This window comes from Micrococcales bacterium (assembly GCA_016703125.1).
Taxonomy (GTDB): Bacteria; Actinomycetota; Actinomycetes; order S36-B12; family UBA10799; genus JADKAV01.
In genome coordinates, this window is the sequence record JADJCR010000002.1 from 114,372 (window position 1) to 129,166 (window position 14,795).

The 14,795-nt window shown below is 67.8% G+C and carries 11 protein-coding genes, 1 tRNA gene and 3 pseudogenes; 10 read left to right on the plus strand and 5 right to left on the minus strand.

The window, feature by feature from the left end:
- Positions 1–16 precede the first annotated feature (16 nt).
- Positions 17–902, plus strand: a pseudogene (locus IPG68_02160) (metallophosphoesterase).
- Positions 903–927: 25 nt separating this feature from the next.
- A tRNA-Pro gene (locus tag IPG68_02165) sits at positions 928–1,001 on the plus strand.
- Between the two features lie 168 nt (positions 1,002–1,169).
- Here the strand turns inward: IPG68_02165 and IPG68_02170 are convergent.
- From IPG68_02170 to IPG68_02185, 4 genes are all read right to left on the minus strand, one after another.
- Positions 1,170–1,478: an antibiotic biosynthesis monooxygenase gene (locus IPG68_02170; protein ID MBK6762145.1), complete on the minus strand. Its 309-nt coding sequence runs from the start codon at positions 1,476–1,478 to the stop codon at positions 1,170–1,172.
- Between the two features lie 97 nt (positions 1,479–1,575).
- The gene (locus tag IPG68_02175; protein ID MBK6762146.1) at positions 1,576–1,866 is read right to left on the minus strand and encodes an SHOCT domain-containing protein; all 291 of its coding nucleotides are present in this window, start codon (positions 1,864–1,866) and stop codon (positions 1,576–1,578) included.
- On the minus strand, positions 1,866–2,309 hold the full coding sequence (locus tag IPG68_02180; protein ID MBK6762147.1) for a DUF1269 domain-containing protein: 444 nt from the start codon (positions 2,307–2,309) through the stop codon (positions 1,866–1,868). The genes IPG68_02175 and IPG68_02180 overlap by 1 nt, the downstream gene beginning before the upstream one ends.
- Positions 2,310–2,396: 87 nt before the next feature.
- Positions 2,397–2,801: a hypothetical protein gene (locus tag IPG68_02185; GenBank protein MBK6762148.1), complete on the minus strand. Its 405-nt coding sequence runs from the start codon at positions 2,799–2,801 to the stop codon at positions 2,397–2,399.
- Positions 2,802–2,989: 188 nt separating this feature from the next.
- Here IPG68_02185 and IPG68_02190 point away from each other — a divergent pair, with 188 nt between their 5' ends.
- The 7 genes and pseudogenes from IPG68_02190 to IPG68_02220 all read left to right on the plus strand — a co-directional run bounded on the left by IPG68_02190 (position 2,990) and on the right by IPG68_02220 (position 13,414).
- Entirely contained in the window at positions 2,990–4,345 is a 1,356-nt protein-coding gene (locus IPG68_02190) for a diacylglycerol kinase (GenBank protein MBK6762149.1), read from the plus strand.
- A complete protein-coding gene (locus IPG68_02195) occupies positions 4,345–4,917 on the plus strand; it encodes a phosphatase PAP2 family protein (protein ID MBK6762150.1) in 573 nt (190 codons plus the stop codon). The genes IPG68_02190 and IPG68_02195 overlap by 1 nt, the downstream gene beginning before the upstream one ends.
- An 88-nt stretch (positions 4,918–5,005) precedes the next feature.
- Entirely contained in the window at positions 5,006–6,253 is a 1,248-nt protein-coding gene (locus tag IPG68_02200; protein ID MBK6762151.1) for an AI-2E family transporter, read from the plus strand.
- Between the two features lie 133 nt (positions 6,254–6,386).
- Positions 6,387–9,294, plus strand: a pseudogene (locus IPG68_02205) (sulfatase-like hydrolase/transferase).
- A 256-nt stretch (positions 9,295–9,550) separates the two neighbouring features.
- Positions 9,551–10,827 (plus strand): annotated as a pseudogene (locus tag IPG68_02210) (anaerobic sulfatase maturase).
- Positions 10,824–11,552, plus strand: coding sequence for a DUF2252 family protein (locus IPG68_02215; GenBank protein MBK6762152.1), 729 nt, complete (start codon positions 10,824–10,826; stop codon positions 11,550–11,552). Before IPG68_02210 ends, IPG68_02215 begins: the two are co-directional and overlap by 4 nt.
- A gap of 2 nt (positions 11,553–11,554) precedes the next feature.
- Positions 11,555–13,414, plus strand: a complete 1,860-nt coding sequence (locus tag IPG68_02220) for a hypothetical protein (GenBank protein MBK6762153.1) — start codon at positions 11,555–11,557, stop codon at positions 13,412–13,414.
- Between the two features lie 7 nt (positions 13,415–13,421).
- Here the strand turns inward: IPG68_02220 and IPG68_02225 are convergent, their stop codons facing one another.
- Positions 13,422–13,823 (minus strand): HIT family protein, encoded by a 402-nt coding sequence (locus tag IPG68_02225; GenBank protein MBK6762154.1) that lies wholly within the window; start codon positions 13,821–13,823, stop codon positions 13,422–13,424.
- Positions 13,824–13,847: 24 nt separating this feature from the next.
- Here IPG68_02225 and IPG68_02230 point away from each other — a divergent pair, with 24 nt between their 5' ends.
- Positions 13,848–14,786, plus strand: coding sequence for a DNA alkylation repair protein (locus tag IPG68_02230; protein ID MBK6762155.1), 939 nt, complete (start codon positions 13,848–13,850; stop codon positions 14,784–14,786).
- The last annotated feature ends 9 nt before the right edge of the window (positions 14,787–14,795 follow it).

Genomic DNA, 14,795 nt, shown 5'->3' on the forward strand with positions numbered 1-14,795 from the left:
GTGCGACCATTGACGGGTGCATCCCGCAGCGAAGATCGGACTGGCCGGCATCGGCGCCGGCGCCGCGACGCTCGCCTACTCGCTGTGGGAGGCCCACCAGTTCACGCTGCGTTCGGTGCGGGTGGATGTGCTGGCGCCGGGGTCACGCCCCGTCCGCGTCCTGCAACTCAGCGACCTGCACCTCACCCCCGGCCAACTGGACAAGATGGAGTGGGTGCGGTCGCTGGCAGAGCTCGACCCGGACTTCGTCATCCTCACCGGCGACTTGCTCGCGCACATGGATGCCGTGCCCTACGTGGCCAAGACGCTCGAGCCGTTGAACGGCGTTCCGGGGGTGTTCGTCTTCGGCTCCAACGACTACTGGACCCCGAAGACCGTCAACCCGTTCAAGTACTTCATCAAGGACCGCGAGCCGGTCATGGCCACGCGCAGGCTGCCCACCGCGGAGTTGGAGGCCGAGCTGCTCAACGCCGGGTGGGCCGGCCTGAACAACCGCCGCGACGACGTGACGGTGCGCGGCAACCGCATCGACATGCGCGGGGTCAACGACCCGCATCCGCCTCGACCGGTACGAGAAGGTGGCCGGACCGTTCGACCCGGACGCGTCGTTGCGCCTGGCCATCACCCACGCGCCTTACCTGCGCGTGCTCGATCCCATGGCGGCCGACGGAGCCGACCTGATCGTCGCCGGCCACACCCACGGCGGTCAGGTCTGCATCCCTGGCTACGGGGCCCTGGTGACCAACTGTGACCTGGACCGCAAGCGTGCCAAGGGTCTGTCCCGCCACGACGGCGCAGCGCTGCACGTCAGCGCCGGTCTGGGCACCAACCCTTACGCGCCGATCCGGCTTGCGTGCCCACCGGAGGCCACGATGCTCCACCTCGTGCCACGGGCGCGGTAGGGCGGTCGCTATCCTGTCCAAGGAGCGGGGTGTGGCGCAGCTTGGTAGCGCGCTTCGTTCGGGACGAAGAGGTCGTGGGTTCAAATCCCGGGCCCCCGACAAAGGCCACGATTTGGGAGGGGAACGGCCAGCGTTCCGGGCCCCACACGAGTCTTTTCCAGGTAAGGCCACGGATTTGGGAGGAGGAACGCGCCAGCGTTCCGACGGCTCCCGCCACCCCGACCGCCACTGGCGTCGAGGCGGGAACTCTCGCGGGTGCAACCCCGCCTACTCCACACTCCGGTCGCTGGCCCGCGCCACCACTGCATCACCGTCGGCGTGCAGCAGGACCTCGAAGGCACTGACCCGGTCGGACGCGCTGACCATCACCGGTGCCGCTGCGACCTTGGCGTCGAAGCCACCGAAGCCGCGCCGCATGGACCCGACGTCGCGCCACGAGGTGCTCACGAGCCACACGTCGGGTTCGTCGGGGCTGCGCCCCACGTCCCCGCTGAGGAAGCCCTCAGCGCGGCTCAGCACGTCCAGCAGGGCCCTGCCGAGGTCCAAGAACTCGTCACCGGCACGGTGCTCGGTCACGACGATCACGAGGACCGCCGCGGGGCTGTCCGCTCTGTTCAGTGATCATGGTCGGTCCCCCGCTCGTCGTGGGCGGCGATGCCGCGCCGGACACCGCTCAGCCGAGAAGCTTGGCCTTCTGGGCCGCGAACTCCTCGTCGGTGAGGATCCCCTGCGCATGCAACTCTCCGAGCTGCTTGAGCGCGGCGATCTTGTCGTCCATCGTCTCCGCGGCGGGTGCTGGGGCTGCGGGTGCTGGGGCAGGCTGAGCTGGCGCCTGCTGGGCCTCCTGCTGAGCAGCCTTCTTCTCCCATCGGCCGTACTGGCGCCGCGACACGCCGTTGGACACCGCTGTGGCGGTACCGGCGATCGCGGCCGTGCGGGCAACTCCTCGGATCAAACCAGGCATCAGGCGTTCTCCTGTTCTTCGTTCTCGAGCGCTGCGATGAGCGCATTCACCGGGATCCGGCCGTTCGCGATGAGTTGTGCACCGGCCTTGCGCAGGGCGGTGGCGAACGGTGCGGCCCACGTGTTCTCGTACACGAGGATCGCGCCGATGGCTCCGGGGGTCATGATCTCGGCGGCCTCGGTGATGTCCTCGTCGTCGAGCAGGCCCGTGCTGGCGCCGTCGAAGATCGCAAGATCACCCGCCCCCTGCAGGTTCTCCATGCTCAGTACCGCCACCTCGCCGTCCATGCCTTTGGCCACAAGCGCCACGTCCAGCAGCCGGACGACCCCCCGGTCGACCAGGTCGAGCAGGTACGGCAGGGCTTCCCCTGTGGGGTTCCCGTCCGGATACTCGATCACCAGGTAGTCGACCGGACCGAGTTCGAACTCGTCAGATTCCGTCATGTGCATCCCTTTCATCGCCAACTGCATGGTAGGCGGGCCGGCCCGTTCTCGCCCGGTACATGCCGAACCCGGGTCGGCCCCCTGCATTCAGGCCGACTTCATCTCCTTGCCGTGCACGATCACCGCGTACAGGATGAAGATGTCGATGACGATCACGACGATCGCCCACACCGGGTACACGGGCAGCCAGATGAAGTTGACCACGATGCTCAGCATCGCCAGGATCACGGCCATCGTGCGACCGAAGAGGTTCCCACTCATGACCAGGAATCCGGACAGCAGCATGAGCAGGCCCAGGAACATGTGGACCCATCCCCAGCCCGTCACGTTGAGGAAGAGCGCGGCCTCCTCCCCGAAGATCACGACATCCCCGTTGATCACGGCGATCAGGCCCTGCAGGGCCCACAGCGCGCCGCCGATGACCATCATGATGCCCGCAAAGAACACCCAGCCGGTCCAGCCGGTGACTTCTTTCTGACCGGTCGTTGACATACTCGTCGCCTCCATTCGTGCGGGACGGTCGTCCCCACCGCCTGCACTGTAGGATTCCGGCGCGACCACGACATCACCCGATCAGGGGGAGATCATGGCCCGCCGCGGGCAGGTACGATTTCACCCGAAACGGGCGATGCGACCTCCTCCCCAATAGGCCACAGTGCGACCCGGACCTAGGAGGCCCCATGGACACCCCCTCCCGCGCACAGCGCATCGCCGCCTGGATAGCGCTGCTCGGTGCGGCGCTGCTCACGGTGATGGTGCTCCTGCTCGTGTTCTCCCGACTGGCTTCACTGGTGCTGGCGGTCCTGGGGCTCGCGCTGCTGGGGGCCGGTGGGTGGTGGCTGGTGACCGAGCGCGGAGCACGCCGGGTGGCAGGCGGTGTGGGCCTCGCGGCCGGGCTCGTCCTCATCATCACCGGCCTGCTGACGCGCATCGCGGATCAAGGCTGGGCTCTGTTGGCGGCCCTGGCCGTGGTCGCGCTCACCGCGCTGGCGGCCGGCCAGGCGCGGATGGCGGTGGCTGGGGCGCGGCGGATGGACGGGGTTCACTTTGACAAGCCCGCCCACCCCGTCCTCATCGCCAATCCCAAATCCGGCGGCGGCAAGGTGGAGAAGTTCGGGCTGCGGCAACTGGCCGAACAGCACGGGGTGGAGGTCATCATCCTCGAGCCCGGGGACAATCTCGAGCAGTTGGCGCGCGATGCCATCGCCCGAGGTGCCGACTGCCTCGGCATGGCTGGAGGCGACGGGTCGCAGGCGCTCGTGGCATCCGTGGCGATCGAGCACGACCTCCCGTTCGTGTGTGTCAGCGCCGGCACCCGCAACCACTTCGCGCTGGACCTGGGCCTGGACCGCGACGACCCCGGCGAGGGGATCGCCGCGTTCTCCCACGGGCTCGAGCGCCGTATCGACTACGCCACGGTGGGCGACCGCCTATTCGTCAACAACGTGTCGATGGGTGTGTACGCCACCGTGGTGCAGCAGGAGTCCTACCGCGACGCGAAACTGGAGACCTCCAAGGAACTGCTGCCGGAGTTGCTCGGGGCGCGCACCGAACCCTTCGACCTGCAGTTCACGACCCCCGACGGCACCGACGTGGACGGGGCATTCGTCATCCTGATCTCGAACAACCCCTACGTGCTCGGCCCCAAGCTCGACGTGGCGCAGCGGCGATCGCTGACGACAGGCCGACTCGGAGTCTTCGCGATCAATGCCCGGACCGGGCCGGAGGCGGCCAAACTCGTGGCGCGTTCGACCTTCGGGCTGGCGGGCCGCGACCCGAACGTGCACCAGTTCGATGCCCGCGAGTTCGAGGTAAGGTCCCACGGGGGAACCGCCTTCGCGGGGGTCGACGGCGAGGCGCTGGATCTGCCCACACCACTGACGTTCCGGATCCATCCGGGCGGTCTGCGGGTCCGGGTACCGTCGGCGAGCGTGGACCGGCTGCGGCGGCGCTGGGCGCGCAACATCACTCTGAAGGACCTGTTCCGCGTGGCGCGCGGGCAGTCCTTGACCGAGCCGCGGGCCGGGGGTGCCTGATGCTCCCCGAGTCCGTGCGCGACATCGGCGGCGAGTTGTCGCAGGTGGACCGTGCCTTGTACAGCGCCGTTGCGAGCACGCCGACCCCCCACCTGGACGAGGGGCTGCGGGATCTCTCCCGGGCGGCCAACAAGTCCGTGCTCTGGCTGACCGTCGCCACCGGCCTCGCCCTGGCCGGTGGGCCACGGGAACGGCGCGCGGCCCTGACAGGCGTGGCCAGCATCGCGGCCGCCAGCCTGCTCGTCAACGCGGGCGTGAAGTTCATCGCCCGCCGCGACCGACCAGAGCGAGGGCCCAACAGCGATGACAGATTCGTGCCGATGCCCACGTCCACGTCCTTCCCTTCCGGGCATTCGGCGTCGGCCTTCGCCTTCGCCCAAGGGGTCGCCTCGGTGGCACCGGGCACCGCGATCCCCCTGCACGTCGCCGCCGCGGCGGTGGCCTACTCGCGGGTCCACACCGGCGTGCACTACCCCGGTGATGTGGTGGCCGGGTCGTTGATCGGGATCGTCACGGGAGGAACGGTGGGGCGACTGCTCAACGGGCGGCTCGACCGCTCTCCGGCCACGTGACTGAGGGTTGCGCGATGCGTGTAGGGGCCTCCTGCCGCGCCGCGGCCCCCCGGCGTCACTACGGTGGGCCTCGGACAGGAGGGCGAGGATGAACGAGAACGACATGGACACGCCGGTCCCGCAAGCGCCCTTCGGCGACGCCCTGCCACAGCAGCCCGACGCGGCACCGGCCGGCCCGACCCCCCAGCCGCCGGACTGGGTGATGCCGATGGTGCGCAGGATCATCTGGCGGGTGATCGTGGTGGTCCTCATCACCGCGGCGCTGCTCCTCATGGCGATGCAGACGCGCAGTCTGCTGTCGATGTTGTTCATCGCGCTGTTCTTCGGCATCGCCATGGAACCTGCGGTCAACCATCTGCACATGAAGCGGGGGATGCGCCGGGGCGCCGCCACCGGACTCGTGTTCCTGCTCTCGGCGGCCTTCCTGATCGTGCTGACCTTCATCATGATCCCCGGACTGGTGAATGTGGCCGGCGAGATGTCGAACAGCCTCAAGTCCGCGGTGCCGCAGATCAACGAACAGTTCGGCACCGACTTCCCGACGTCGAAGACCGATCCGGCCTTCTCGGAGGCTCAGGAGAATGTGAAGGACTGGGTACAGAACCACGCCAGTGACATCATGGGCTTCGCGAGCAGCACTATCGGCTTGATCTTCCAGTTCTTCACCATCGCGATGTTCGCGTTCTACTTCGCCGCCGACGCCCCCCGGATCCGGCGGGCCATCCTGCGCCGGTTCCCCGCCGGGCAGCAGCAGCGGCTGGGCTGGGCGTGGGACACGGCCATCGAGCAGACCGGTGGCTACCTGTATTCCCGGCTACTGCTCATGATCATCAACGGCGGCCTGTTCTTCTTCGCCATGCTCCTGGTCGGAGTGGACTGGACGATCGCCCTGCCCATGGCGATTTTCGAGGGATTCGTCGCGGAGTTCATCCCGGCCATCGGCACCTACATCGGCGCGGCGGTGCCCATCCTTCTCACGTGGGGCCTGGAAGGGCTCACGGCCGCGGCCGCCCTGTTGGTCTGGACTCTCATCTACCAGCAGCTCGAGAACTACTTCCTGAGCCCGAAGATCAGCGCCAGGACGATGGAGATCAACGGCGGTATTGCCTTCGGAGCGGCCATGGCCGGCGGCGCGATCGGTGGGCCCATGCTCGCCTTCATGTCGCTGCCGATCGCCGCGCTGGTCACATCCTTCATGAAGAACTTCTCCCGCCGGTACCCATTGGCGTACTTCTCGCCCTACGACGGGGACTACACCGAAGAGGATGAGCAGGAGTCGATAGAGGCCCGCCCGCACACCGTCCGGACCGACCCGCCCCACGACGAGAGCACCTGACACCGTGGGCGGCTTCCCGTCGCCCCCCACCGCTGCGCTGGCCGCAGGGTCGACGGCTCGGCGCGGACCGACCCCCCGTCGTGGGTGATGCCCGGCGCGCGCGGCCGCAGTGGAATGTCCGTGGAGGTGCCACATGTCCGACCGACTGATGCTCATCGTTGCCGGCTACCCGGATCCCGCGACCGCCCAGCACGAGTTCGATGCGCTGGTTGCGAAGGTGAAGACAAAGGAGTTGGACTCCCGGGCGATGATCCTGGTGGGCAAGGACTCCGAGGGCAAGGTCACCGTCAAGGACACCGGTGACCACCTCGGGCGCAGGGGCGCCGGTTGGGGTGGCGGCGTGGGCGTGCTGGTCGGGCTGTTCGCCCCACCGCTGCTCGGATCGGTCGCCCTCGGCGCGGCAGCCGGCGCGATCGTGGGGAAGTTCGCCGGACACAAGGTCCGCGGAGCCGTCGAGGACAAGGGTCTCAGAAGCGCTCAAGCCCGGCAGTGCCGTGATCATCGGTATCTTCTCCGCCGCTCAGCGGCTGGCCGTGGAACAGGCTCTGCCCGGTGCACCGCTGAAGTCAGTGGTGGAGTCCGACGAACACAGCCTGGACGAACTGAAATCGGCCCTCGGGGAGGCGATGGGCAAGTTCAACCCCGATCGCACGGTGCTGCCCGTCCCAGACCGCCAGTTCGGAGGTATGGCGGGCCGAACCCTTGCGGATTCGGTTCCGGACTGGTCCTTCATCCCCGGTGTGCAGGCACCCGAGGACGCCCCCAACGTGCTGATCGTCCTCATCGACGACGCCGGCTTCGGGTCCATCGACTCGTTCGGGGGCCCGGTTTCGGCACCGACCTTCACCCGCGTGCAGAACCAGGGCCTCACCTACAACCGTTTCCACGTCACCGCCGTGTGCTCGCCCACCCGTGCGGCTTTGCTCACCGGACGCAACCAGCACCGAGTCGGTTTCGGTTCGATCGCCGAGTACCCCGGGCCGTTCCCCGGCTACAGCGCGGCCAAGCCGAAGTCCTGCGCCGCCCTCCCCCGCATCCTCCGGGAGAACGGTTACGTCACCGGCGGCTTCGGCAAGTGGCACTTGACACCGGACAACGTCCAGGGTGCTGCCGGGCCGTTCGACCACTGGCCCAAGGCATGGGGATTCGACCACTGGTGGGGTTTCCTGTCCGGCGCCGCCGGCCAGTACGACCCCATCATCACGATCGACGATGCGATCGTCGGCGTACCTGAGGGCCAGGACGGCGAGCAGTACTACTTCCCCGACGACCTGACCGACAAGGCTGTCGAGTGGTTGCACGCCGTGCGTGCCCAGGACGCCAGCAAACCGTGGCTGATGTACTACTCGACCGGCTGCGCCCACGCCCCTCACCACGTGGCACCGGACTGGGCCGACAAGTACAAGGGCACCTTCGACGACGGGTGGGACGCGCTGCGCGAGCGGACGCTGGCCAAACAGAAGGAACTCGGCATCGTTCCGGAGGACACCGAGTTGACCGCCCGCCCGGATGTCTTCCCGGCATGGGATTCGCTGTCGGACACGCAGAAGAAGCTCTACGTGCGACAGATGGAGGTCTACGCGGGATACCAGGACAACGCCGACTGGAACGTGGGCCGGCTCTTGGACGCCATCCAGGAGATGGGAGACCTGGACAACACGCTGATCTTCTACATCTGGGGCGACAACGGCGCCAGCATGGAAGGCACCGTGACCGGCTCCTTCAACGAGATGACGTTCCTCAACGGCATCGTCCTGGACGCCGACCACCAGATGGAACTGATCGATCAGTACGGCGGGATCGAGGCGATAGGCACCGACCACACCGCCCCCCACGTGGCGGCAGCGTGGGCGCACGCTATGAACACACCGTTCCAGTGGGGCAAGCAGATGGCCAGCCACCTCGGCGGTACCCGCGACCCGATGGCGGTGGCCTGGCCGGCACGCCTGCGGCACGACACGACGCCACGCAGTCAGTTCACCCACTGCATCGACATCGCTCCCACGATCCTGGAGGCAGCCGGGATCCCCGAGCCGGCCTCGGTGGACGGCATAGCGCAACAGCCGATGGATGGCACGAGCTTGCTCTACACCCTGGACGACCCGCAGGCCCCCGAGCGTCACACGACGCAGTACTTCGAGATGTTCGGCGGCAGGGCGATGTACTCGGACGGCTGGTGGGCAGCGTCCAAGCCTGACCGCATCCCGTGGGACTTCTCCCCCGAGACACTGAGGAAGTACGGGCCGGACTCCGGCTGGGATCCAGACCGGGATGCGCCGTGGGAGTTGTACGACCTCACGACCGACTTCTCACAGGCCCACAACGTGGCAGACCAGCACCCCGAGAAAGTGGCTGAGTTGCGGGATCTGTGGTGGCAGGAGGCCGAGCGCAACAGTGTGCTGCCATTGTGCGCAGGCCTGGCCATCATGTTCGGCATCCTGCCGCCCCTGCCGACCGTCACCCGCTACGCGTTCGCCGGCGACGTGCAGAACGTCCAGCGCGGGATGATTCCGCGCATATACGGGCGGTCGTACGCCATCGAGGCCGACCTGCACGTTCCGGAGGGCGGCGCGGAGGGCGTGATCGTGGCGAACGCGGACTTCATCGGGGGGTTCGGCCTGTGGGTCGGCGCCGATGGCACGTTGCGGCACACGTACTCCCTGCTCGGCGTGGAGACCTACCGGCAAGTTGCGTCCAAGCCACTTCCTGCGGGGGACGTGACGGTGAAGATGCTCTTCTCCTCGGACACCCCCGACCCCGGCAGTGGCGGGCACGTCGGCCTGTTCGTCAACGACGAGTTGGTGGGCGAAGGAGACATGCCGCGGACGGTGCCGATCACCTTCAGCAGTTACGCCGGGATGGACATCGGCCGGGACAACGGTCTGGTGGTCGACCTGGAGTACGAACCCAAGGCGCCCTACCCGTTCACCGGGACCGTCCGCAGCGTCGTGTTCGACCTCTCCCCGGAGGATCACGAAACCGAGAAGTCGCTGCACGCCCGCACGATGAGCCACACCGTCGGGCAGGGGGCCGCGGGCTGACAACTGCTGCGGGCTGCGAGGAGCCGCCGGCTGGGCGAGACGACGTCAGGTCCGCATTCGCGATCCCGCACGTGTCACCCGGTCCAGCCCGGCGCTCCTGCGTCGCATTGTCCGGTGTCTGCCTCGTCGCAGGGCTCGTGCGGTAGCCCGGGAGCGCTAGGATCACCCCCTCAGGGGGATATGACCTGAGCACGGGTCTGGAAGAGTCGCAGACCAAGGAGGATCTGTGTCCACTGCGCAGCGCGTGTTCCAGTTGATGGCCAAGCCGACCGGCGCAATCTGCAACCTCGACTGCGACTACTGCTTCTTCCTCTCCAAGGAGCAGCTCTATCCGGGTTCGGCCTTCAGGATGGACGACGCGGTGCTGGCCGCGTACGTGCGACAACTCCTCTCGGCTCATCCGCCCGACTCGGAGGTGACCTTCGCGTTCCAGGGCGGAGAGCCGACCCTCATGGGCGTGGACTTCTTCGCCCGGTGCCTGCAGTTGCAGCAGGAGTACAAGCGGCCGGGGCAGCATATCCTCAACACGATCCAGACGAACGCCACCTTGCTGGACGCGCAGTGGGCCGGGTTCCTGGCCGACAACCGGTTCCTCGTGGGCGTGTCCATCGACGGCCCCCGGGAGATGCATGACGCCTACCGTCGGGACAAAGGCGGCAAACCTACCTACGACCGGGTGGTGACCGGTCTGCGCCACCTTCAGCGAGCCGGCGTCGAATGGAACGCGTTGACCACCGTCAATGCTGTGAACGGCGACCACGGACTGGAGGTCTACCGCTTCCTGACTCAGGAACTCGGCGCCCAGTTCATACAGTTCATCCCCATCGTCGAGCGGGTGACCGAGGACCTGCTTCCCCTGCCGAGCAGTCCGGGTGGGGCGCCCGGAACCATCGCACCGTCCTGTACACCCAGACCGGCACCGCGGTCACGAACCGCTCCGTGCGCCCGGAGCAGTACGGGCAGTTCCTCGTCGATGCCTTCGAGCACTGGGTCCGCCACGACGTCGGGGAGGTGTTCGTGCAGATGTTCGACACCACGCTGGCCCATTTCGTCGGGTACGAGAACGCCGGGCTGTGCGTGCACGCCAGGACGTGCGGCGAAGCGCTGGCCCTCGAGCACAACGGTGACGTCTTCTCCTGCGACCACTTCGTCGAGCCCGGCTACCAGGTGGGCAACCTCGCGGACGGCAGGACACTTCTGGAAATGGTGGATTCGCCGGCTCAGCGCGCGTTCGGCAACGCCAAACTCGACACCCTTCCCGACTACTGCCGCCGGTGCGACGTGCGCTTCGCGTGCAACGGGGGCTGCCCCAAGGACCGGTTCGCAACAACGCCGGACGGCGAACCCGGCCTGCACTACCTGTGCGCGGGCTACCAGCATTTCTTCCGGCACGTGGACAAGCCCATGCGGCTCATGGCCGCGCTGCTGCGGCAGGGCCACTCGGCCGACGAGGTCCGGGGCTGGTACGCGAAACGGGACGCCCGCCGGGAGTCACAGCAAGCCCGCACACCCAAGGGAAGGACCGCACCATGAGTACCCGGACCACTGCGGAGGAGCGTCGAGCCGCGGGCTTGGCGGCGCGGGAGACCGCGCCGCTGGTCAGCCACGCCGAGTGGGAGCCCGCCGATGGCAGGCGGAATCCCGTCGACATCCTGCGCGCACAGAACGAGGAGCGTCTGGAGTTCCTGGTGCCCGTACGGCATGCCCGCATGCGTGTGTCCCCCTTCACGTTCTACGGGGGCGCCGCCGCGATCATGGCCCAGGACCTCAGCCGCACCCAAGAGAGCGGGCTGTGGATACAGGCCGGCGGCGACGCCCACCTGTCCAACTTCGGCGCCTACGCCTCGCCGAGCCGGGAACTGGTCTTCGACGCCAACGACTTCGACGAAACCCTCCCGGCGCCGTGGGAGTGGGACCTCAAACGGCTCGCCGCCAGTCTCACCATCGCCGCGCAGAACCTCGACGTGCCTCCGGACAAGCAGCGCAAGGTTGCCGCCCACGCGGTGCACGCGTACCGCACCGCCATGCGGTCATACGCACAGAAGCCGGTGATGGACATCTGGTACGAGTACCTCACCGCCGAGGACATCAAGTCGTGGGAGGGCCTGCCCAGCGAGGAGATGCGCGCGCGACTCGACCGGTTCGCCAGCAAGGCCCGCAGCCGGACCAGCCTGCAAGCCCTTGCGAAACTCACCACGAAGGAGTCCGGACACCTGCGGATCAGAAGCGTGGATACCGTTGGCCGCCGGGGCCTCTGACGGTGGAGGAGCCCGCGTTCTCCCGACATGTGCTCCCCGGGTTCCTGAGCAGTGTGAACTCCCTGCAGCCGGTGACAGTCGTGCTCGACGATGCCCATCTCATCAGCCAGGCCCCGGCGCGGCAGTTGCTGAAGATGTTCGTCAATGCGCTGCCCGACGGATCGCAGGTGGCGCTGGTGGGAAGGTCGCTGCAGGGACTCCCGCTCCCGCTGTGGCGGGGTCAGGGCCGCGTCGCCGACATCAGCGCCGACGACCTCAGGTTCACCGTGGCCGAGACCCGCGAGGCTCTGGGCCATTTCGTCCAGGGACCGGTCACCGATACCACAGCGCTTCAGGTTCATGAGGCCACCGACGGCTGGCCGGTGGCGGTGTACCTGATGTCACAGGCCGGGCCGGGCGCGCGCAGCCTCTCCACCATCGAGGAGTTCATCGAGGTCGAGGTGCTCGGCCCCATGGGGCGGGAACTGCGGTCCTTCGTAACCTGTACCGCGGCACTGGGTAGCGTCACCGTGGACCTGGCCACCACGGCAACGGGGCAGCACAGAGCCGGCCACTTCCTTGGAGAGGCCATCACCACCGTCCTGATCCACAAGACTCAGGACGACTGGTACCGCTACCACCCCCTCCTGCAGGAGTGCGCCACCAGCATCCTGGCGCGTGAGGATCCCGACACCCTTCGCTATGTCCGAGGGGCGGCCGCGCTGTGGCATCTGGAGCAGGGTCATATCGAGCAGGCCGTCCAGCTCGCCCTTGCTTGCGGCGACCCGCTGGTCCTCGGCACCGTTCTCTGGCCGGCGGCGCGGATCTCGCTGCTGCAGGGCCGGGCCCGGACTGTCGAGGCTTGGCTTGAGATCGTGGGCGAGAAGACCATCCTGGCAACACCCGCTCTGGGGATGACGGCGGCCTGGACATATCTCTCACTCAGCGATTTCGGCGCGGTGCTGCGGTACGTGGACGCGGCCGTGCGGCGGATGCCGCCCGACTGGCAGCAGGACCTCAGCGCCTCGGACATCGCGCCACATCTCGCGGTGCTGCTGGCTACCACCGCTCCGGGCGCAAATGGGCAGCAGGAGGCCACCGACCTCGCCCGTGCGGCACTCGCCCGGATACCCGATGAGGATCCGATCCGCGCCCTGAGCACACTCGTCGCCGGCCTGAACATGGCGCTGCTCGGGGACCCTGCCGCCATCACGGTCGTGGCGCGCGCCGCAGCCCTGGCGAAGACCACGGGCATCCCGTCGACGGAGGTCGAGGCTCGAGTCATCCTCGGGCTGCTGCACATGGTCGCCGGTGACGACACCGCCGGCTGCGAGCAAGTCGAGGCGGCCGACAGCATCTACGCGTTCCACGACCTTCGGGCGATGATGTCGACCACGGGCATCCTGGTCCTCGGTAGGGTCGGCCTGCTCGCCTTCCGCGGTCGGCACGAGGATTCCCGCGTAGCGATGGCCGAACTGGACCGGTTCACTTCCCGACTGACTCCGACCTTCCCCTGGTTCCGGTCACTGGCAGGCGGGGTTCTGGCCTTCAGTTGCGCCCGGCACGGAGACCTCGACGACTTCAGCCGGTACCTCAGTTGGTGCGACGAGACCGAAGTTGTCGGCGGTGGTCTCTGCCAGCGATGGGCGGCCAGGGCCCGGCAGGAATACGCGGTCAGCAGCCCGCTGCGCCACCTCAGCCCCGCCGAACTGCGGGTGTGGGAATTGCTCAAGGGCCGCATGACCCTCAGCGAGATCGCGGGCGTGCTGTTCCTGTCCCGCGAGACGGTGAAGACGCACACCGTGTCCATCTACCGCAAGTTGGGGGTGTCCTCCCGGCGCGATGCACAGGACCTGGCCGAGGCGTGGGGCCGAGCCGGTTGAGACGCGGCTAGCGCAGTTCAGCCGCAGCCTCGGCGATGACCTCCGGGTCCCCGGCCGTCGGTATCCACGGCAGTACGAGGCCGTCTTTGCCGGCGAAGCGCGGAACGACGTGCAGATGGAAGTGGAAGACGGTCTGCCACGCCGCGGCGCCACACGCGTTCAGGATGTTGACACCGTCGGCGCCGAGCCGGTCCAGGGCGCGCCGCGCGATCTCCTGGGCCAGGTGGCTGCATGCGGCCAGGTCCGCCTCCCCGACCTCCATCAGGTCCGCCGCGTGGGCCTTCGGGATCACCAGCGCGTGCCCCCGGGTCGCGGGGTTGATGTCCATGAAGGCGAGCGCCCGCTCGGTCTCGGCGATCTGCAGGGACGGCAGGTCGCCGGAGACGATGGCACAGAAGATGCAGGTCATGGCCGTGAGCATAGGGTGTGCGCCATGGCCGCGCCCTTGAAGGAACAGTACGGTCCGCAAGTGGTCGCCCGTCTGGCGGACACCCTGCCTGTGGATCGCCGCGACTTCCTCGCCGAGTGCCTTGACGGCTTCGAGGACCTCGGCCTCATGGACCGCGCCCGACAGGTCGCGGCCGTGATGCACGACCATCTCGACCCCGACCCGGCAACCGCGGTGCGGCAGGTGCATGCGGCCATCGGAAGTCGGCGCGAGCCCGGCATTGCGGCGTTCTTCTACAACCCGCACTCGATGTTCATCAGCACCTACGGTTTGCCCGTCTTCGAGGAGTCCCTGGCTGCGAGCTACGACCTCACGAAGGTCTTCACCGCGGAGTTCTGCATCCGGCCGTTCATCGTGGAGCATCCGCAGACCATGATCAGGCTGAGGCAGTGGAGCCACGACCCCGATGAGCACGTGCGGAAGGACGACCCCTCCGACTATGTGCTGCGGTCGGTGGGCAACAACCTCAACGACATCGCCAAGGACCACCCGCAGCGCGCTGTCGAGGTCGCGGCGACGTGGATGCCAGGGCGACGACGGCTGGTACGCCGGGGCCTGCGGACGCTGGTCAAGGCCGGCGATCCGGCCGCGCTGGCAGTGCTGGGCTACGAGCCGTTAGAGGTGGCCGCGCGCGCAGATCTGCCCCGGGAGATCGCCATCGGCGAAACCTTGCGCCTGGCCATCGAGTTGTCCGGCCGCGGCCGGGCCCTGGTCGACATCGTCGTGCACTTCGTCAAGGCCAACGGGTCCACCTCCCGCAAGGTGTTCACCGGCGGCGAGTTCGCTCTCGACGGCACGGCGACGATCCGCCGGTCGATCAGTTTCGCCCAGCACAGCACGCGGCGTCACTATCCCGGAGCGCATCGGATCGGGGTGATCATCAACGGCGTGGAGAAGGAGATCGGTACGGTTGCTGTGGTTTGATCACCCGTA